Annotated in this window: 12 protein-coding genes; 5 read left to right on the top strand and 7 right to left on the bottom strand. The window is 65.9% G+C overall.

From position 1 onward, the window contains the following. Positions 1-9: 9 nt before the first annotated feature. Both AC5P8J_RS15420 and AC5P8J_RS15415 read right to left on the bottom strand, forming a co-directional pair. The gene (locus tag AC5P8J_RS15420; protein WP_164145256.1) at positions 10-453 is read right to left on the bottom strand and encodes a hypothetical protein; all 444 of its coding nucleotides are present in this window, start codon (positions 451-453) and stop codon (positions 10-12) included. A 265-nt stretch (positions 454-718) separates the two neighbouring features. Continuing rightward, positions 719-2,269, bottom strand: a complete 1,551-nt coding sequence (locus tag AC5P8J_RS15415) for a BCCT family transporter (protein ID WP_111104178.1) — start codon at positions 2,267-2,269, stop codon at positions 719-721. Positions 2,270-2,439: 170 nt separating this feature from the next. Here AC5P8J_RS15415 and betI point away from each other — a divergent pair, with 170 nt between their 5' ends. The 5 genes from betI to rpfF all read left to right on the top strand — a co-directional run bounded on the left by betI (position 2,440) and on the right by rpfF (position 9,298). Beyond that, complete coding sequence (gene betI, locus AC5P8J_RS15410) at positions 2,440-3,030, top strand: transcriptional regulator BetI (protein ID WP_111104176.1); 591 nt, start codon at positions 2,440-2,442, stop codon at positions 3,028-3,030. A gap of 38 nt (positions 3,031-3,068) precedes the next feature. Then, on the top strand, positions 3,069-4,541 hold the full coding sequence (gene betB / locus AC5P8J_RS15405) for a betaine-aldehyde dehydrogenase (RefSeq protein ID WP_111104174.1): 1,473 nt from the start codon (positions 3,069-3,071) through the stop codon (positions 4,539-4,541). A 101-nt stretch (positions 4,542-4,642) separates the two neighbouring features. Then, positions 4,643-6,325: a choline dehydrogenase gene (gene betA, locus AC5P8J_RS15400; protein ID WP_111104172.1), complete on the top strand. Its 1,683-nt coding sequence runs from the start codon at positions 4,643-4,645 to the stop codon at positions 6,323-6,325. 226 nt (positions 6,326-6,551) lie between these two features. Next, complete coding sequence (locus tag AC5P8J_RS15395; RefSeq protein ID WP_495216944.1) at positions 6,552-8,228, top strand: long-chain fatty acid--CoA ligase; 1,677 nt, start codon at positions 6,552-6,554, stop codon at positions 8,226-8,228. 200 nt (positions 8,229-8,428) lie between these two features. Then, complete coding sequence (gene rpfF, locus AC5P8J_RS15390; protein ID WP_111097832.1) at positions 8,429-9,298, top strand: diffusible signal factor synthase RpfF; 870 nt, start codon at positions 8,429-8,431, stop codon at positions 9,296-9,298. A 12-nt stretch (positions 9,299-9,310) separates the two neighbouring features. Here rpfF and AC5P8J_RS15385 read toward each other — a convergent pair whose 3' ends face one another. From AC5P8J_RS15385 to AC5P8J_RS15365, 5 genes are all read right to left on the bottom strand, one after another. Then, a complete protein-coding gene (locus AC5P8J_RS15385) occupies positions 9,311-12,034 on the bottom strand; it encodes a response regulator (protein WP_495216943.1) in 2,724 nt (907 codons plus the stop codon). A gap of 1 nt (position 12,035) precedes the next feature. Beyond that, positions 12,036-13,175 (bottom strand): cyclic di-GMP phosphodiesterase response regulator RpfG, encoded by a 1,140-nt coding sequence (gene rpfG / locus AC5P8J_RS15380; RefSeq protein ID WP_019661474.1) that lies wholly within the window; start codon positions 13,173-13,175, stop codon positions 12,036-12,038. Positions 13,176-13,380: 205 nt separating this feature from the next. Continuing rightward, the gene (gene lysS / locus AC5P8J_RS15375; protein WP_495216942.1) at positions 13,381-14,892 is read right to left on the bottom strand and encodes a lysine--tRNA ligase; all 1,512 of its coding nucleotides are present in this window, start codon (positions 14,890-14,892) and stop codon (positions 13,381-13,383) included. A gap of 158 nt (positions 14,893-15,050) precedes the next feature. Beyond that, positions 15,051-16,691, bottom strand: coding sequence for an acetolactate synthase large subunit (locus tag AC5P8J_RS15370; RefSeq protein ID WP_134735679.1), 1,641 nt, complete (start codon positions 16,689-16,691; stop codon positions 15,051-15,053). A 62-nt stretch (positions 16,692-16,753) separates the two neighbouring features. Beyond that, complete coding sequence (locus AC5P8J_RS15365; RefSeq protein ID WP_171953145.1) at positions 16,754-18,139, bottom strand: NAD-dependent succinate-semialdehyde dehydrogenase; 1,386 nt, start codon at positions 18,137-18,139, stop codon at positions 16,754-16,756. Positions 18,140-18,824 lie beyond the last annotated feature (685 nt).

Raw genomic sequence — 18,824 nt, 5'->3', positions numbered from 1 at the left:
CCCTTCCGATCACGGCCGCACACCAAACAGGTGCCACGACGTCTTCACTGGAGGGCCACTGGCGTCCAGCGACCAAAGACCTTCCGCCCACTCAAGATGCCCGTCCGGCGCATTCTCGTTAAACACCACCACCGACATCTCACCGGCAGGGTGCGGCGTTTCTTCTACGCGATAGCACACCGCACCGGTGTTTCCCCGGTAGACGTTGGAGAGAAAGCCCGGCGGGCAGCGCACATCCAGCACCCGGTAACCACTGTTCTCCTCACTGGCATAGACATTGGTGTGGATCGAGTACGTGACCAGCCCACCTGGATGCGGTGCCAGCCGCAAGCGAAGTTCCGCCGTTTCACCCAGCGCGGTCACCGGAAAATTCAGCTGCTCCAGCGCATCCGGCGCCGCGTGGGCCATCACGGAGAACGAGACCATCAGCGCGCAGCCGAGAATTCGGACCATGACTCAACTCCGGAAAAGGATCGTTGAACAATGATTGCCACGAACGGTCCTGCGTGTCTTTCAGAATGCTACGAAACTTCATGTGACCGGGGCCACCGCCTGGCCAGCGGACAGCGCTTCGACCTGGGTAGAGTCGACTGCTGGTCGGCCATACAACAAAAGGGCCGGATCCTCGCGGATCCGGCCCTTCCTGTTTCTCCGCAGCCAGGCATGCCCTGGCTCTACGGCATCTCCGGCGGCACCGCGATGGGCGCCAGGTGCCCGATCACCGGCGCGGTGCGTCCGGGTCGGTGCGCAGCGCCTTCAGCAGGCCCCACATGTAGAACGCCAGGGTGAACGAGAACGGCAGGCCGCACAGCACCACCGCCGTCTGCATTGCGCTGAAATTGCCGGCCAGGAGCAGCCCGACGCTGGCCACGGTGATACCGACGGCCCAGAACACGCGCAGCCAGATCGGCGCGTCATGCCCATCTTCCACGCCATCGTCAACACGACGGGTGCACAGGTTGGCGATCATCAGCGTGCCCGAATCGACCGGGGTCAGGAACAGCACGAAACCAATCACCACCGCAGCACCGGCGACGTACGGCGCCCCGGGCAGGTATTCCAGCAGCTTGAACAGCGTCATCGCCGCATCGTGCTGGGCCACGTCGCCCAGGATCGCCTGGCCATGGTTGAGGACCAGGTCGATGGCGGTGTTGCCGAAGATCGACAGCCACGCCAGGGTGAAACCGAGCGGGATGAGAAGCACGCCCATGACAACTTCACGGATGGTGCGTCCCCGCGAGATGCGCGCCACGAAAAGGCCGACGAACGGCGCCCAGGCGATCCACCAGGCCCAGTAGAACAGCGTCCACGAGCCCATCCACTCACGCCCCTTCGGGTCGTTGAGGTACATGTCGAAACTCTTGCGCACGAACGCACCGAGGTAATCGCCGGTGTTCTGGATCAAGCCATCGAACAGGTGCAGGGTCGGGCCGGTGACCAGCACGAACAGCAGCAGGCCGCACAGCAGGCGCACGTTGAGGTTGGAGAGCCAGGCAATGCCCTTTTCCACGCCTGCAACCACGCCGATGGTGGCCACCACCATCATCACCAGCACGATCGCCACCAGCACCTGCGGCGTATCCGGGATGTGGAACAGGTAGACCAGGCCGGACTGCACCACCAGCGCGCCGATGCCGAGGTTGGTCACCATCGAGATCAGCGTGGCCAGGATGCCGAAGCCATCCACCATGTCGCCGATGCGGCCATGGATGCGCTCACCGAAGATCGGGTACAGCGCCGAGCGCAGCGCCAGCGGCAGGTCGCGGCGGTAGGCGAAGTAGCCCAGTGCCACACCGACCAGCGCATACAGCGCCCAGCCGTGCAGGCCCCAGTGCAGGAAGGTCAGCACCATCGCCTCGCGGCCGGCGGCCACGGTGCCGCCGGGTTGCCCGGGCGGATGCAGGAAATGGTCCAGCGGCTCGTAGGCGCCGTAGTACAGCAGCGCGATGCCGATGCCGGCCGAGAACAGCATCGAGACCCAGGCCACGTAGCCAAACGCCGGTGATTCCTCGTTGTGGCCCAGGCGGATGCGGCCATACGGCGAGAACGCCAGCCACAGCACGAAGCCCAGGCACAGCACGATCAGCAGCATGTACCACCAGCCGAACGCGGCCGACACCTCGGCCTGCGCCCATTGCAGCCAGTGCTCGCTGCCTTCGGGATAGAGAACGGTGAGCAGCCCGAGGATGCCGATCGACACCGAGGAGCTGAAGAACACAAAACGGTTCAAGCGCAGGGGCGAACGCTTGGGATGAGCCAGGGAAGACATGGGGTCGTCTCATCAAGTCCGAGGGAGCACATGGGCGGGGCCGGACCGGTAAACCGGGCCCATGGCGTGGGGCGCGAGCGCATCCTAGGGTTTATTGATTGAACGTTCAATCAATAAAAAGCATAATGGCGGGCAGCCCGATCCTTCGGGTCGCAAACCGTGGAGAGACAATGCCGAAGAAAGGCGTGGAACCGGTACGGCGCGAGCAGCTGATCCGGGCCACTTTCCAGACCATCGACGAGATCGGCATGGCCGATGCGACCGTCGCCACCATCGCGAAGAAGGCCGGGCTGTCCAGCGGCATCGTCGCCCACTACTTCGGCGACAAGGACGGCCTGCTCAATGCTGCAATGCGGCAGATCCTGCGCGAACTGAAGGACGCCGTCGCCCGCTACCGCGCCGAGGCCAGCGATGACCCCCGCGAGCAGTTGCGTGCCATCGTCGACGGCAACTTCGACGACAGCCAGATCAACGGCACCGCCATGCGCGTTTGGCTCACCTTCTGGGCCGCGAGCATGCACCAGCCGGAACTGGCCCGGCTGCAGCGCGCCAACGACCAGCGCCTGTTCTCCAACCTGTGCCACCAGTTCAACCGCCTGCTGCCCCACCCGCAGGCCCGCCTGGCCGCCCGTGGCCTGGCCGCGATGATCGACGGCCTGTGGCTGCGTGGCAGCCTGGTCGGCGGCCAGTTCAATGCCGAGAAGTCCCGGCGCATCGCTTACGGCTACATCGACTTCCAGTTGCAGGCTGTCGCGCTATAAGCGCTTCAGCACCCGCCCCCTTCCAAGGAGTACGCCCCATGACCACCCTGCCCGTCCAACAGCTCTACATCCACGGCCAGCGCGTCGATGCCACCAGCGGCAAGACCTTCAAGACCGTCAACCCGGCCACCGGTGAGGTGATCGCCGAGGTGCAGGTCGCCAGCCAGGCCGACGTCGAGCGTGCCGTGCAGAGCGCGTCCGAAGGCCAGAAGGTGTGGGCGGCGATGACGGCCATGGAGCGCTCGCGCATCCTGCGCCGCGCCGTCGAGCTCCTGCGCGAGCGCAACGACGAACTGGCCCAGCTGGAGACTCTGGACACCGGCAAGGCGCTGGCCGAAACCACCACCGTGGACATCGTCACCGGTGCCGACGTGGTCGAGTACTACGCCGGCCTGGCCACCGCCATCGAGGGCATCCAGCTGCCGCTGCGCGAATCGAGCTTCTTCTACACCCGTCGCGAGCCGCTGGGCGTGGTCGCCGGCATCGGCGCCTGGAACTACCCGATCCAGATCGCCATGTGGAAGTCGGCCCCGGCCTTGGCAGCCGGCAACGCGATGGTGTTCAAGCCCTCCGAAGTGACCCCGTTGACCGCGATCCGCCTGGCCGAGATCTACACCGAAGCCGGTGTGCCGGCCGGCGTGTTCAACGTCGTGCAGGGCCCGGGCCGCGAGATCGGCCAGTGGCTGACCGAGCACCCGGTGATCGAGAAGATCTCCTTCACCGGCGGCGTCGCCACTGGCAAGAAGGTCATGGCCAGCGCCGCGTCCTCGTCGCTGAAGGAAGTGACCATGGAGCTGGGCGGCAAGTCGCCGCTGGTGATCTGCGATGACGCCGATCTGGACCGCGCGGCCGACATCGCGGTAATGGCCAACTTCTTCAGTTCCGGCCAGGTCTGCACCAACGGCACCCGCGTGTTCGTGCCGCGCGGCATGCTGGCCGCATTCGAGGCCGCCGTGGTCGAGCGCGTCAAACGCATCCGCATCGGCGACCCGATGGACGCCGAGACCAACTTCGGCCCGCTGACCAGCTTCCCGCACATGGAAAACGTGCTGCGCTACATCGAGAGCGGCAAGGCCGAGGGCGCCCGCCTGCTGACGGGTGGCGGCCGTGCCACCGAAGGTGCGCTGGCCCAAGGTGCCTACGTGCTGCCGACCGTGTTCTCCGACTGCCGCGATGACATGACGATTGTCCGGGAAGAGATCTTCGGGCCGGTGATGAGCATCCTGGCCTACGACGACGAGGACGAAGTGGTGCGCCGCGCCAACGACACCACCTTCGGCCTGGCCGCGGGCGTGGTCAGCAAGGACATCAGCCGCGCGCACCGCATCATCCACCGCCTGGAAGCCGGCATCTGCTGGATCAACACCTGGGGTGAATCGCCGGCCGAAATGCCGGTCGGTGGCTACAAGGAATCGGGCGTCGGCCGTGAGAACGGCATCTCCACCCTCGGCCACTACACCCGCATCAAGTCGGTGCAGGTCGAGCTGGGCGACTACGCCAGCGTGTTCTGACCGGCGCGCCGCAAGCGCGCACCCTCGTCCGGCCACCGCGCCGATCCGACATTCCGCCGCGACGCCTGCATGCAGCGCGCCGCGGCCTGCAGGAGACACCCATGAGCACCCATAACGAGTACGACTACATCATCATCGGCGCAGGCTCGGCCGGCAACGTGCTGGCCACCCGCCTCACCGAAGATGCCGATGTCAGCGTGCTGCTGCTGGAAGCCGGTGGCCCGGACTACCGGTTCGACTTCCGTACCCAGATGCCGGCGGCGCTTGCCTTCCCGCTGCAGGGCAAGCGCTACAACTGGGCGTACAAGACCGATCCGGAGCCCTTCATGAACAACCGTCGCATGGACTGCGGACGCGGCAAGGGCCTGGGCGGCTCGTCGCTGATCAACGGCATGTGCTACATCCGCGGCAACGCGATGGACTATGACAACTGGGCCAGCATGCCGGGCCTGGAGGATTGGACCTACCTGGACTGCCTGCCGTATTTCCGCAAGGCCGAAACCCGCGACATCGGACCCAATGACTACCACGGTGGCGATGGCCCGCTGCGCGTGACCACGCCCAAGGCCGGCAACAACGAACTGTTCGCTGCGATGGTCGAGGCCGGCGTGCAGGCCGGCTACCCTCGCACCGACGACCTCAACGGCTACCAGCAGGAAGGCTTCGGCCCGATGGACCGCACGGTGACCCCGAAGGGCCGTCGTTCCAGCACCGCCCGCGGCTACCTGGACCTGGCCAGGCCGCGCCCGAACCTGACCATCGTCACCCACGCGCTGACCGACCGCATCCTGTTCTCGGGCAAGCGTGCGGTGGGCGTGCAGTGGCTGCACAACGACCAGCCACAGCGTGCCACCGCCCGCCGTGAGGTGCTGCTGTGCGGCGGCGCCATCGCCTCGCCGCAGATCCTGCAGCGCTCGGGCGTGGGCCCGGCCGACCTGCTGCGCAGCCTGGACATCGACCTGGTACACCACCTGCCGGGCGTCGGCGCCAACCTGCAGGACCACCTTGAGATGTACCTGCAGTACGAGTGCAAGAAGCCGGTCTCGCTGGCCCCGGCGCTGAAGCTGTACAACCAGCCGGCGATCGGTGCCGAGTGGCTGTTCCTGGGCACCGGCATCGGCGCCAGCAACCAGTTCGAGGCCGGCGGCTTCATCCGCAGCGACGCCGAATTCGACTGGCCGAACCTGCAGTACCACTTCCTGCCGGTGGCGATCAATTACAACGGCTCCAACCCGATCAAGGCGCACAGCTTCCAGATGCACGTCGGTTCGATGCGCTCGCCCAGCCGCGGCCGCATCCACGTGCGTTCGAAGGATCCGCGCGAACATCCGAGCATCCTGTTCAACTACATGTCGCACGAGCAGGACTGGCGTGAGTTCCGCGCGGCGATCCGCATCACCCGCGAGATCTTCGCGCAGCCGGCGCTGGCACCGTACAGCGGCCGCGAGATCTCGCCGGGCAGCGCGCTGCAGACCGACGCGCAGATCGACGCATTCGTGCGCGAGCATGCCGAGACCGCCTACCACCCGTCGTGCTCGAACAAGATGGGCCATGCCGATGACCCGATGGCGGTGGTCGACGGCCAGGGCCGCGTGCACGGGCTGGAAGGCCTGCGCATCGTCGATGCCTCGATCATGCCGCAGGTGGTGACCGGCAACCTCAACGCGCCGACCATCATGATGGCCGAGAAGCTGGCCGACGTGATCCGCGGCCGCACCCCGCTGGCCCGCAGCACCGCGCCGTATTACAAGGCCAACGGTGCACCGGTGCGCAAGCAGGGTTGAGCCAGCCGCACACCTTGAAACACCCGCCGGGCATGGCCCGGCGCTACCAGGCGCGTCCTGCCTTCGGTAGCGCCGGGCCATGCCCGGCGCCGTTTGACGCGTTCGCACAATGCGCCACGCAAACCCCTCTTCGCGTTTTCCCTACGGCGGGGTATGCTGCAATGAACGGCCATTGTCGATACGCTCGGGGCCGAACCTAATACATCACGATTCCTGGAGGGGGAATATGAGTCTGGATCGTCCCTGGCTGCAGAGCTATCCGAAAGGCGTTCCCGCCGAAATCGACGTCAACGAGTTCCATTCGGTAGCTTCGGTCTTCGACGCTTCCGTCGCGAAATTCCGCGACCGTCCCGCCTACTCCAGCTTCGGCAAGGTCCTCACCTATGGTGAGACAGACGCGCTGGTCACCCAGTTCGCCGCCTACCTGCTGGGTGAGCTCAAGCTCAAGAAGGGTGACCGCGTCGCCCTGATGATGCCCAACTGCCTGCAGTACCCGGTGACCACCTTCGGCGTGCTGCGCGCCGGACTGACCGTGGTCAACGTCAACCCGCTGTACACCGCGCGCGAACTCAAGCACCAGCTGGTCGACGGCGGCGTCAGTGCGCTGGTGGTGGTCGACAACTTCGGCGACACCGTCGAACAGGTCATCGCCGATACGCCGGTCAAGCACGTGGTCACCACCGGCCTGGGCGACCTGCTCGGCGCCAAGGGCGCGATCGTCAACTTCGTACTGAAGTACGTCAAGAAGATGGTGCCCAACTACCACATCAAGGGCGCCGTCCGCTTCAGGCAGGCGCTCAAGCTGGGCAGCCGCCACGCGCTTCCGCCTGTGGAGATCGACCACGACGACATCGCCTTCCTGCAGTACACCGGCGGTACCACCGGCGTGGCCAAGGGCGCGATGCTGACCAACCGCAACCTGATCGCCAACATGCAGCAGGCGTCGGCGTGGCTGTCCACTTCAGGCATCGAGCCGGGCAAGGAAGTGATCATCACGGCCCTGCCGCTGTACCACATCTTCGCGTTGACCGCGAACGGCCTGGTCTTCATGAAATTCGGTGGCTGCAACCACCTGATCACCAACCCGCGCGACATGAAGGGCTTCGTCAAGGAGCTCAAGGGTACCCGCTTCACCGCCATCACCGGTGTCAACACGCTGTTCAACGGCCTGCTCAACACCCCCGGCTTCGACGAGATCGACTTCTCCTCGGTCAAGTTCACCCTCGGCGGCGGCATGGCGGTACAACGTGCCGTGGCCGAACGCTGGAAGAAGGTCACCGGGGTGACCCTGGTCGAAGCCTATGGCCTGACCGAGACCTCGCCGGCAGCCTGCATCAATCCGCTCACCCTGCCCGAGTACAACGGCGCCATCGGCCTGCCGATCCCGTCCACCGATGCCTGCATCAAGGACGACAACGGCAACATCCTGGCGCTGGGCGAAGTGGGTGAACTGTGCATCAGGGGCCCGCAGGTGATGAAGGGCTACTGGCAGCGCCCGGAGGAAACCGCCACCGCCATCGACGCCGACGGCTGGCTGCACACCGGCGACATGGCGAAGATGGACGAACAGGGCTTCTTCTACATCGTCGACCGCAAGAAGGACATGATCCTGGTGTCCGGCTTCAACGTGTACCCGAACGAGGTCGAGGACGTCATCGCGATGATGCCCGGCGTGCTGGAAGTGGCTGCGGTCGGTGTCCCGGACGAGAAGTCCGGCGAGGTCGTGAAGGTCGTGATTGTGAAGAAGGACCCGAACCTGACCGCGGAAATGGTCAAGGAACATGCCCGGGCCAACCTGACCGGTTACAAGCACCCCAGAATCGTAGAATTCCGAAAGGAGCTGCCGAAGACCAACGTCGGCAAGATTCTCCGTCGCGAGCTGCGTGATACGCCCGCCCAGTAAGGGTTTCCGGGCAACACGACAGTACAGGGGACCCCGCCGGAGACGGCGGGGTCTTTTTATTGCCGGAACATGGCCGGCCCGGCGCTTGCGGGCGGTTCACGACGGGTGCATAGAATCAGTCGCCGCCGCATGTTCAGCTCGCCCCCTCACTCCTCTCCGTCCGCTCTGCGGTTGGCCGGACGGTCACACGGAGAACTCCCATGTCTGCAGTACGCCCCATCATTACCCGTCCCTCGCAGCACCCTACCCTGCGTATCACCGAAGAACCCGAGCGGGACGTTTACTGGATCCATATGCACGCCAACCTGGTCAACCAGCCAGGCCGGCCGTGCTTCGCCTCGCGCCTGGTCGATGACATCGTCGACTACCAGCGCGAACTGGGCGATCGCCTCAGCGCCTCGCACGCTCTGTCACCCCATGTCGTACTTGCCTCGGACAGCGACGTGTTCAACCTGGGCGGCGATCTCGAACTGTTCTGCCGCCTGATCCGCCAGGGCGACCGCGCCCGCCTGCTCGACTATGCCCAGCGCTGCGTGCGCGGCGTGCATGCCTTCCATGCCGGCCTGGGCACGCGTGCCCACAGCATCGCCCTGGTCCAGGGCAATGCACTGGGGGGCGGCTTCGAGGCCGCACTGAGCTGCCACACCATCGTCGCCGAGGAAGGCGTGCTGATGGGCCTGCCGGAGGTGCTGTTCGACCTGTTCCCCGGCATGGGCGCCTACTCCTTCCTGTGCCAGCGGATCAGTCCGCGGCTGGCGGAGAAGATCATGCTGGAAGGCAACCTCTACACCGCCAGCCAGCTGAAGGAAATGGGCCTGGTCGACATCGTGGTGCCGGTGGGCGAAGGTGTTGCCGCAGTCGAACAGGTGATCAAGGAAAGCCGACGCATCCCGCACGCCTGGGCGGCGATGCGTGAGGTCAACGAGATCGCCACCATGGTGCCGCTGCATGAAATGATGCGGATCACCGAGATCTGGGTAGACACTGCGATGCAGCTCGGCGAGAAGTCCCTGCGCACCATGGATCGGCTGGTACGGGCGCAGGCCCGGCGCAATGGCGACCCGGCCTGATCGTCTGGCGGGTCAGGACGGGCTGCGCTCGCTGTCGTCGCGGTGCGGTGCCCCCGCACTACGGGCAGCCAACGCATTCCTGCCGTTGCGCAGAGCGGTCGCCAGGCTGCTGAGGCGGGCGCTCCATTCGCCCTTCAGCTGCCAGTCCGCCATGCGCATGATTTCGCCACTGGAGGCGGCAACCTGGACAAGCCCCAGGTTGCTTGCCACGCCGCGCAGCGCGTGGGCGTGCTCGCGGAAATCCTCCCAGGCCTGGCGCTCGCCGCAGCCCTGCAGCTGGCCCATGCTTGCGTCGACGTCCGCCAGGCATTGGTCGATGAACTTGCGTTCGAAGCCATCGCCCATGCCCAGCGACGCCAGCTCGTCCAGCACCGCGGTATCGAGCACGCCATCGCCGACCGGCAATGCAGGCACCGACTGGATGCCGGGCTCGGCGCGGGTGTTGGCGGCGACATCGGCCAGCACTTCCAGCAGGCGGGTGGCCACCACGGGCTTGGCAAGGAAGGCGCGGGCGCCGGCCTGCTCACAACGCAGGATGGACTCGGGGGTGACGTCTGCGCTCAGCACCATGACCGGAACGTAAGGCATGCCGCTGGCCTGCATCACCCGCAACTGCTTGAGCAGATCCAGTCCGCTCATGCCGGGCATGTGCAGGTCGACGATCGCTGCGTCGTAACTGGCCTGCTCCAACGCATCGAGCACTTCGGCGCCGCCGTTGACGCAGGTGACCTTGTGGCCGGCCTTCTCCAGCAGCCGCTGCAGCACCATGCGGTTGGCCTCGTGATCGTCGGCCACCAGGACCCGCAGGCTGCGCACCCGTGCACGATGGCGCAGGAAGGGGTTGGAAAACGCGATGACATTGCCGGCTTCAGCCACCTCGGACGGAACCGCCGGGGCTGATGCGGTCTCTGCGACGTCCAGCGTGATCTCGACCCAGAACACGCTGCCGCGCGGGCTGTTCGGTACATAGCCGACCTGCCCGCCCATCGACTCGACCAGGCCCTTGGCAATGGCCGTGCCCAGGCCGGTGCCCTCATGGCGACGGGCCAGGCCGACATCACCCTGCTCGAAGGCATTGAACAGGCGCCCACGCAGCGCCACCGGCACGCCGATGCCGGTATCGACGATCTCGAATCGCAGGCGCATCCGTTGGCTGCCCGGCGCGTCCGGGCTCGACACGCGCAGATGTACGTAGCCGCTGTCGGTGAACTTGACCGCGTTGCCCATCAGGTTCAGCAGGATCTGCTGCAGATGCCCGGCATCACCCAGCAGGCGCGGCGGCACGTTGTCGTCCACCTGCACGCGATAGTCCAGCGACTTGGAGCGGGTCTGCGGGGTCAGGATCAGGTTGATCGCCTGCAGCACGTCGGCCAGTGCGAACTCGTGCGACTCCACGCGCACCTTGCCGGCTTCGATCGCGGAGATGTCCAGCACCTCTTCCACCAGCGCCAGCAGGCTGCGGGTCGAGGCCTGGATGGTGTTCAGGCACTCGCGCTGTTCGTCGTCCAGGCGGGTGGTGGCCAGTACTTCGGTCATGCCCGCCAGCCCGTTCAGCGGCGTGCGGAACTCATGGCTCATGTTGGCCAGGAAGCGGCTCTTGGCTTCGTTGGCCTGGCGCGCCTCGGCCACCGCCCGGGTCAAGGCATGCAACAGCGAATCGAAGTACAGCGGAATCGCGCCCAGGCCCAGCAGCAGGCCCCAGCCCAGATAGTCGTGGCTGCGCCAGTAGGGCGACAGCATCACCGTGCACAGGAACGCCAGGCAGCCCATGGCCGTGGCCACGCGCAGGTAGGTGCTGCCGTAGCGCATGCCGTTGCCGATCGTGACCCACAGCATCACCGCATACAGCGGTGCGGCCGGCTCGCCCTGGATCGTCATGATCCAGGCCATGCAGGTGTAGTCGGTCAGCATGCCGATCACCCGGCGCACATGCGACACGCCCGGATTGACCAGGATCGCGGCCAGCAGGCCTGCGGAAATGGTCAGCTCGAAGGCGAGGATCAGCCACGTCGCAGTCAGCGCCTCACCGCCACCGCTCAGCGAGCGCCAGCCGAGATAGCTGATGAACAGCGCCGTGATGATGATGCGGATCAGGTTCTGCGCGTGCTCGCTGTCCTCGCGCCCGGACAGGCGCTGCTTGAAGCGGGCCAGCAGCGAGCGCTTGTCGGAGCCAGTGGCGGGCATCGTATCCATGGTCGGATGTCGCATCCTTCGGCGCAGCAGGGAGGAGCAGCACAACGGTACCGCCAACAGCCCCAGCCACAGTGAAACCGCCAGGCCCAGGTTGGCCTGCCAGTAAGGGGTCAACAGCACCGTAGTGCCGAAACTGGCCATGGCCAGCACGACGGCAGCGGCCAGGTACCGCGGCCCGAAGCGCAGGCCGTTGCCCACTGTCACCCACATCACCACCGCATACACCCACGCCAGCGGCTCACCCATCTGGATCATGCCGATCGCGATCAGTCCGTAATCGGCCAGCATCCCGGCCACCCGTCGCGGGTCCGAGCGCTGCGGCCTCCACAGCAGCCAGCCGAACAGCAGCAGCGACAGGCCCAGGCCGGTCACTACCGTTGCCAGCACGCCCTGGTACTGATCCAACCGGTGCAGGCGGGCACCGGACAGCAGAACATAGGTCAGGATCAGCGAGATCAGCACCACCCGCACGATCGCCTGGCCATGTTCCGAATCCGGACGCTGCGCCAGCCGACGCTTCACGCGTGCGAACAGGTCCTGCATGTCACCCACCCGGTCGCGTCGATGCCGTCGAGTGCTGGGCGCAGATGTCCATCAACTGCTGGCGGCCGCGCATCAGCGCATCCACGCAGCGTGGATCGAACAGGCGGCCACGCTGTGCGTACAGATAGGCCAGTGTGGCTTCCATGGTCCATGCTTCCTTGTACGGACGGGGTGAGATGAGTGCGTCGAAGACATCGGCGACAGCAACGATCCGCGCTTCCAGCGGGATCGCTTCGCCGACCAGGCCGTCGGGATAGCCGCTGCCGTCATAGCGCTCGTGATGGCGCAGCGCGATGAGCGCGCCCACCTGGATGAAACGGTTCTGGCTGCCACTAAGCAGCTCGTGGCCGATGCGTGGATGCCGGCGCATGATCGCCAGCTCCTCGTCATTGAGCTTGCCCTGCTTGAGCAGCACCGCGTCGGGAATGGCGATCTTGCCCATGTCATGCAGCGGTGCGGCCATCTCGATCAGGCGCACGTCGTCTTCGGGCAGGCCCAGCTGCTCGGCAATCAGCCCCGCCACGCGCGCCATGCGTTCGAGGTAGGCACTGGTGCCGGCATCTCGGAACTCGATCGCCCGTGCCAATCGCGACAGGGTCTCGCGTTCGCGTTCCTCGACCTCGTGCATGCTGGCCAGCAGGCGCTGCTCCAGCGACAACGCGCGCTGCTTCACGTTCTCGGTCTGCTGGCGCAGCTGCAGCAGGTTGTAGCAGCGCGCGCGCAGTTCGCGCGGGCGGATCGGCTTGACCAGGAAGTCGATGACCCCCGCTTCCAGCGCCGCCTGACGAATCGGCTCGTCGCCGACCACGGTGATCAGGATCACCGGGATATCGCGGTGCTTGGGCAGGCGACGGAAACGGCGGGCGAACTCCAGCCCGTCCATCTCCGGCATGCGGTAATCGAGCAGCAGCAGGTCGACCGGGTGCGCCTCGCACCAGGCCAATGCGGTCAGCGGATCCCCGAAGTCATGCACGCTCAGTTCCGGCGCGATGTCTTCGATGACATGACGCAGCATCGTCCGCGCGGACGTCTGGTCGTCAACAATGACGATGTTCAACGCGTACTCCGCCTGGTTTCTCGACCATGCTGGATCATCAGCAGGCGAGGATACCCTGCCGCTGCGAACGCTCGCACCCTGCATCGGCCCGACTCCCGTGTCATGCGTCCCGGTTCATGATCGTCATCACATTGTGAAGCGGACTCTCCACAATGCGCACTCCCCCTGGCGCCGATCAAGCCATAACAGACGTCAAGGTAGTGCATTAACGATACGCCGAGTGCGGGAGGCGTCAATCACGCCGTCTCATTTCGCGACGGCGCGCACAAACAGGGGTCAAAAAGACGACTTACTGCTCCGGACGCATGTACGGGAACAGCAGCACGTCACGGATCGAGCTGCTGCCGGTCAGCAGCATCACCAGGCGATCCACGCCGATGCCGAGGCCACCGGTCGGGGCCATGCCGTACTCCAGCGCACGGATGTAGTCGGCGTCGTAGTGCATCGCCTCGTCGTCGCCGCCTTCCTTCGCGGCCACCTGGGCCTGGAAACGCTGCGCCTGGTCTTCCGGGTCGTTCAGTTCGGAGAAGCCGTTGGCCAGCTCCTTGCCGTTGACGAACAGCTCGAAGCGATCCGTGTAACCCGGGTCGTTGTCGTTGGCACGAGCCAGCGGCGAGACCTCCACCGGGTGGTCGGTGATGAAGGTCGGCTGGATCAGGGTGTGCTCGACGGTGGCCTCGAAGATCTCCAGCAGCAGCTTGCCCCAGCCGTAGGACGGCTTGACGCGGATATTCAGGCGCTCGCAATGGCGCAGCAGCGCGTCGCGGTCGGTGCAGTCGGCGACGGAAATCTCGGGGTTGTGGTGGCGCACCGCTTCGTCCATGCGCCAACGGCGGAACGCCGGGCCCAGGTCGATCTTCGCCCCGTCCCACTCGACCTCGGTGCTGCCGTTGACGGCCTTGGCCACGTCACGGATCACGCCTTCGGTCAGGTCCATGATCTCGTTGTACGTGGCGTAGGCCTCGTACAGCTCCATCATGGTGAATTCCGGGTTGTGGCGGGTGCTGACGCCTTCGTTGCGGAAGTTGCGGTTGATCTCGTAAACGCGCTCCAGGCCACCCACGGTCAGGCGCTTGAGGTACAGCTCCGGCGCCACACGCAGGTACAGGTCCAGGTCCAGCGCATTGTGGTGGGTGGTGAACGGCTTGGCCGCCGCGCCGCCGGGGATGTAATGCATCATCGGCGTCTCGACTTCCAGGAAGTCGCGGCTGTCCAGCCAGGCGCGCATGGCGCGGATGATCTTCGAGCGCTTGATGAATACCGCGCGCGATTCCGGGGTCACGATCAGGTCGACGTAACGCTGGCGATAGCGCTGCTCGACGTCGGCCAGGCCATGCCACTTGTCCGGCAGCGGGCGCAGCGACTTGGTCAGCAGGCGGATCGATTCGGCCTTGACCGACAGCTCGCCGGTCTTGGTGCGGGTCAGGCCGCCTTCGACGGCGATGATGTCGCCCACGTCCCAGCCCTTGAAGGCGGTATAGGCATCGCCCAGCACCGTGCCCTGCAGGAACAGCTGGATGCGACCGGACTCGTCCTGGATCTGCGCGAAACTGGCCTTGCCCATGATGCGCTTGGCCATCAGGCGGCCGGCCATCTTCACCTGGCGGCCGTTACCTTCCAGGGCCTCGGCGGTCCACTGTTCGGCATCGGCGAACTCTTCCTGCAGGCGGCCGGCGAAGTCCTCGCGACGGAAATCGTTCGGATACGCGATGCCCTGCCCACGCAGCGCTTTGAGTTTCTCACGGCGCTCGGCGATCAACTTGTTTTCGTCGACGGGGGGGGTATCGGTAGCTTCGCTCATGGATCTGCGGGAATCGTGTAGTGAGGGGGATCTTGCGCCCGGCACAGCCGGTTGCCCAGCATACCAAAACCGTCCAGCCCCAGCCGGGAGAGGGGTCAGATCCCCCTGCTACGCAAAGGAATCTGACCGCCTCCGGGACCCTGCCTGGCCCTGGATGTCTACCTGTTGCCGGGGAAGGCCTGCCGCAACTCATCCACCAGCACCCGCTGGTTCTCCGAATAGTCCACCGGCACCGACACCAGGTGCACCCCGCCCTCGTTGAAGGCCGCCTCCAGGGTCGGGACGAACTGCTCGATGGCCGTCACCTCATGCCCCTTGCAGCCATAGGCCTCGGCATACTTCACAAAATCGGGATTGCTGAAGGTCATGCCGTAGTCGGTGAAACCATCCACCGCCTGCTTCCAGCGGATCATGCCGTAGGCACCGTCGTTGAGGATCAGCACCACCAGGTTCAGGCCCAGCCGGCGCGCCGTCTCCAGCTCCTGGCTGTTCATCATGAAGCCGCCGTCGCCACACACCGCCAGCACCCGCCGTTGCGGGTACAGGATCGAGGCCATGATCGCCGACGGCAGGCCCGCGCCCATGGTCGCCAGCGCGTTGTCCAGCAGCAATGTGTTGGCCACCTGGGTGCGGTAGTTGCGCGCAAACCAGATCTTGTACATGCCGTTGTCCAGCGCCACGATGCCGTCCGGCGGCATCACCTGGCGCACGTCGTGCACCAGTCGTTGCGGGGTGAAACCAGCGTCCTCGGCGCGATCGGCAAGGTGCTCGAGGATGGTCGCGCGCAGCGGCAGCAGCGCATCGGCATGGGGCACCGCGCCTTCGATGCGGTCGGCCAGTTGGGTCAGCGAACGGCCGATGTCACCGATCACTTCCACCTGCGGGAAGTACACCTGCTCCACCGCCGCCTGCGAGTAGCCGATATGGATCACGGTCGGCCCGCCTGGACGCATCACGAATGGCGGCTTTTCGGTGACCTCATGGCCGATGGTCACGATCACGTCGGCCTGGTCGATGGCCATGTGCACGTAGTCGCGTTCGGTCAGCGCCGCGGTACCCATGTACAGGCCCGAGCCGCCGGCCACCGCACCTTTGCCCATCTGCGTGGTGAAGAACGGAATGCCGGCGCGTAGTACGAACGCCGACAGCGCCTCGCTGGACTGCGGCCGCGACGCCGCCGAAGCGATCATCAGCAACGGCCGCTTGGCATTGCGGATGATCTCCGCGGCGCGGTCCAGCGCCTCGGGGCTGGCAATCGGCCGCTCCACCGCATGCGGCGGAATCAGCGACACCCCTTCTACTTCATCGGCGGCGATATCCTCGGGCAGCTCCAGCAACACCGGGCCCGGGCGCTCCTCCTGGGCCACACGGAACGCTTCGCGGACGATGGTCGGGATGGTGCGCGCCGAGACGATCTGCCGCGCCTGCTTGGTCAGCGGCTTCATCGTGCTGACGATGTCGACGATCTGGAAGCGTGCCTGCTTGCTGGCCACGATGCCCTTCTGGCCCGTGATCATGATGACCGGCCACGCACCGAGCAGCGCGTAGGCGGCGCCGGTGGTGAAGTTGAGCGCGCCCGGACCGAGCGTTGCCAGGCATACGCCCGGCTTGCCGGTCAGGCGGCCATACGTGGCCGCCATGAACACCGCCGCCTGTTCGTGGCGGGTGATGACCAGTTCGATGCTGGAATGGCGGAGCGACTCGACCACGTCGAGGTTTTCTTCGCCGGGAATACCGAAAATGCGCTCGACGCCTTCGTTCTCAAGTGCGGCGACGAGCAGATCTGAACCCTTGGACATCGGATGCCGTCCTTTGTGCTGGACTGATGGTGGATCGTTGCAGGAAGGATGAGAGCCGCGTGTCAATGCTTGTCGAACCACACTGTCTGCGCGTTGACGAATTCACGGATGCCGAAGTGCGAGAGCTCGCGGCCGAAGCCGCTCTTCTTCACGCCGCCGATCGGCACGCGGGGGTCCGAAGCGGAGAAGCCGTTGACGAACACACCGCCGGTCTGCAGCCGGCGGGCCAGCTGCATGGCTCGGGCGCGGTCGCCGGTCCACAGGTTGCCGCTGAGGCCGAACTCGCTCTGGTTGGCCAGTTCCACCGCGTGGTCGGCATCACGGGCGCGGCTGATCGAGGCCACCGGCCCGAAGGTCTCGGTATCGAAGGCCTGCATGCCCGGCTCCACGTCGGCCAGCACGGTGGGGGCGTAGAACGCGCCCGGGCGATCCAGCTGATGGCCGCCGACCAGCAGCTTCGCGCCGGCCTCCACCGAGGCGCGTACCTGCGCATCCAGCTGTTCCAGCAAGTCCTGGCGGGCCATCGGGCCGATGCGGTTGGCCGGGTCGCGGCCATCGCCGATGCTCAGTGCCTGCACCTTCTGGCAGAACTGCGCCACGAAACGGTCGTAGACCGCGTCTTCGACGATGATGCGCTTTCCGGCGATGCAGACCTGCCCGGTGTTCTGGAAGCGCGAGGCGACCGCGGCATCTACGGCGGCGTCCAGATCGGCGTCGGCCAGCACGATGAACGGATCCGAGCCACCCAGCTCCAGCACTACCTTCTTCAGTGCCTGCCCGGCCTGGGCGGCGATGCTGCGGCCGGCGGCCACGCTGCCGGTCAGGGTGACGGCGGCGATGCGGTCATCGGCGATCGCACGGCTGGTACCCTCGCGGCTGATGTTGGCGGCGATGAAGGTGCCTTCCGGCAGCCCGGCATCACGCCAGGCGGCATCGAGCAGTTGCGCGGTGCCGACGATGTTCTCGGCCGGCTTCAGCAGGAAGCCGTTACCGCCCATCAGGATCGGTACCGCCGCGCGCATCACCTGCCAGTACGGGAAGTTCCACGGCATGATGCCCAGCACCACGCCCAGCGGCAGGTAGGACACGTAGGCCTTGTCGTCGGGCACCTGGGTCGGCTCGTCGCGCAGGAACTGCGCACCGTGGTCGGCATACCAGTCGCACAGCACGGCGCACTTCTCGATTTCGGCCAGGGATTCGGCCTGGACCTTGCCCATTTCGGCGGTAGCCAGCGCAGCCAGCTTTTCACGGTCGCGGCGCAGTACCGCGGCCATCGCACGCAATACGTCTGCGCGCTGTTCCAGGCTCTTGACGCTCCAGGTCGCAAAGCCGACCTGGCCGCGATCGAGGATTGTTTCCAGCTCGGCATCGGTGGCAAAGGGATGGCTGGCGATCTGCCGGCCGGTGGCCGGATCGCGGGAAATGGCGGTGGTGGGGGCAGCGGACATGCAGGGCTCCTGGTGTCTCGACAACGGGCGGTGGCCCGTCTTCTGCGCAGGAATGTGGACCCGAATGGCGGAGGCAACAAGGCGTCTGCTTATCCTGTGACCTGCACTTACCTGTCTGAATGGGGATAGGTGCCGGCAGGGCTGCGCCCTGCACCCGCAGAGGCCAGGGCAACGTCAAGGTCAAAGGCCTGCATTCCGTGGGATGGCGGGGTGGGTCCGCTTGCGGGGGACGGCGTGAATCCCCCTCCGGGGTCCGGCCCAGCCGCCGGCGGCTGGGCGTTCGGGCGCTTGCGAAGCAGTGCTTCGCAAGCAAAGCGCCCTCACCCATGTAGCCTCGGTCGCGCCATCCATGGCGCTCACGCCCCCTCAACCGGACCCACCCCGCCTTCGACAGATTTCCGCGATCTGTCGGGAATACTCTTGGGATCTGACCCCGGAATTTCTTTCGATATCTGACAGATGTGTCGACCAAGGTCGACACCTACCAACAGCCGCGCGAAATTTGTCTGAGGCGGGGCGGTGTGGGTTGGCAGGACCGTTGGCGCCATGGATGGCGCCATCGAGCCCCCCTGGATGGGTTCACGGCGTGTCCTGCCAGCCCACACCGCCCCGCCATCCCAAGGATGCTCGCTGTTGCTGTTGCTGTTGCCTTGGCTTGAAGCCTCTGCGGGTGCAGGGCGCAGCC

The organism is Stenotrophomonas sp. YJH_SMC_37, from assembly GCF_059370035.1.
The sequence above is the reverse complement of the archived record's forward strand: the minus strand, read 5'-3'. Positions and strand labels throughout refer to the sequence as shown.

Excerpts from the sequence above, each read along its gene's own strand:
- AC5P8J_RS15420 (WP_164145256.1), bottom strand. The coding sequence starts at position 453 with ATGGTCCGAATTCTCGGCTGCGCGCTGATGGTCTCGTTCTCCGTGATG.
- AC5P8J_RS15415 (WP_111104178.1), bottom strand. The coding sequence starts at position 2,269 with ATGTCTTCCCTGGCTCATCCCAAGCGTTCGCCCCTGCGCTTGAACCGT.
- betI (WP_111104176.1), top strand. The coding sequence starts at position 2,440 with ATGCCGAAGAAAGGCGTGGAACCGGTACGGCGCGAGCAGCTGATCCGG.
- betB (WP_111104174.1), top strand. The coding sequence starts at position 3,069 with ATGACCACCCTGCCCGTCCAACAGCTCTACATCCACGGCCAGCGCGTC.
- betA (WP_111104172.1), top strand. The coding sequence starts at position 4,643 with ATGAGCACCCATAACGAGTACGACTACATCATCATCGGCGCAGGCTCG.
- AC5P8J_RS15395 (WP_495216944.1), top strand. The coding sequence starts at position 6,552 with ATGAGTCTGGATCGTCCCTGGCTGCAGAGCTATCCGAAAGGCGTTCCC.
- rpfF (WP_111097832.1), top strand. The coding sequence starts at position 8,429 with ATGTCTGCAGTACGCCCCATCATTACCCGTCCCTCGCAGCACCCTACC.
- AC5P8J_RS15385 (WP_495216943.1), bottom strand. The coding sequence starts at position 12,034 with ATGCAGGACCTGTTCGCACGCGTGAAGCGTCGGCTGGCGCAGCGTCCG.
- rpfG (WP_019661474.1), bottom strand. The coding sequence starts at position 13,175 with ATGCAGGGTGCGAGCGTTCGCAGCGGCAGGGTATCCTCGCCTGCTGAT.
- lysS (WP_495216942.1), bottom strand. The coding sequence starts at position 14,892 with ATGAGCGAAGCTACCGATACCCCCCCCGTCGACGAAAACAAGTTGATC.
- AC5P8J_RS15370 (WP_134735679.1), bottom strand. The coding sequence starts at position 16,691 with ATGTCCAAGGGTTCAGATCTGCTCGTCGCCGCACTTGAGAACGAAGGC.
- AC5P8J_RS15365 (WP_171953145.1), bottom strand. The coding sequence starts at position 18,139 with ATGTCCGCTGCCCCCACCACCGCCATTTCCCGCGATCCGGCCACCGGC.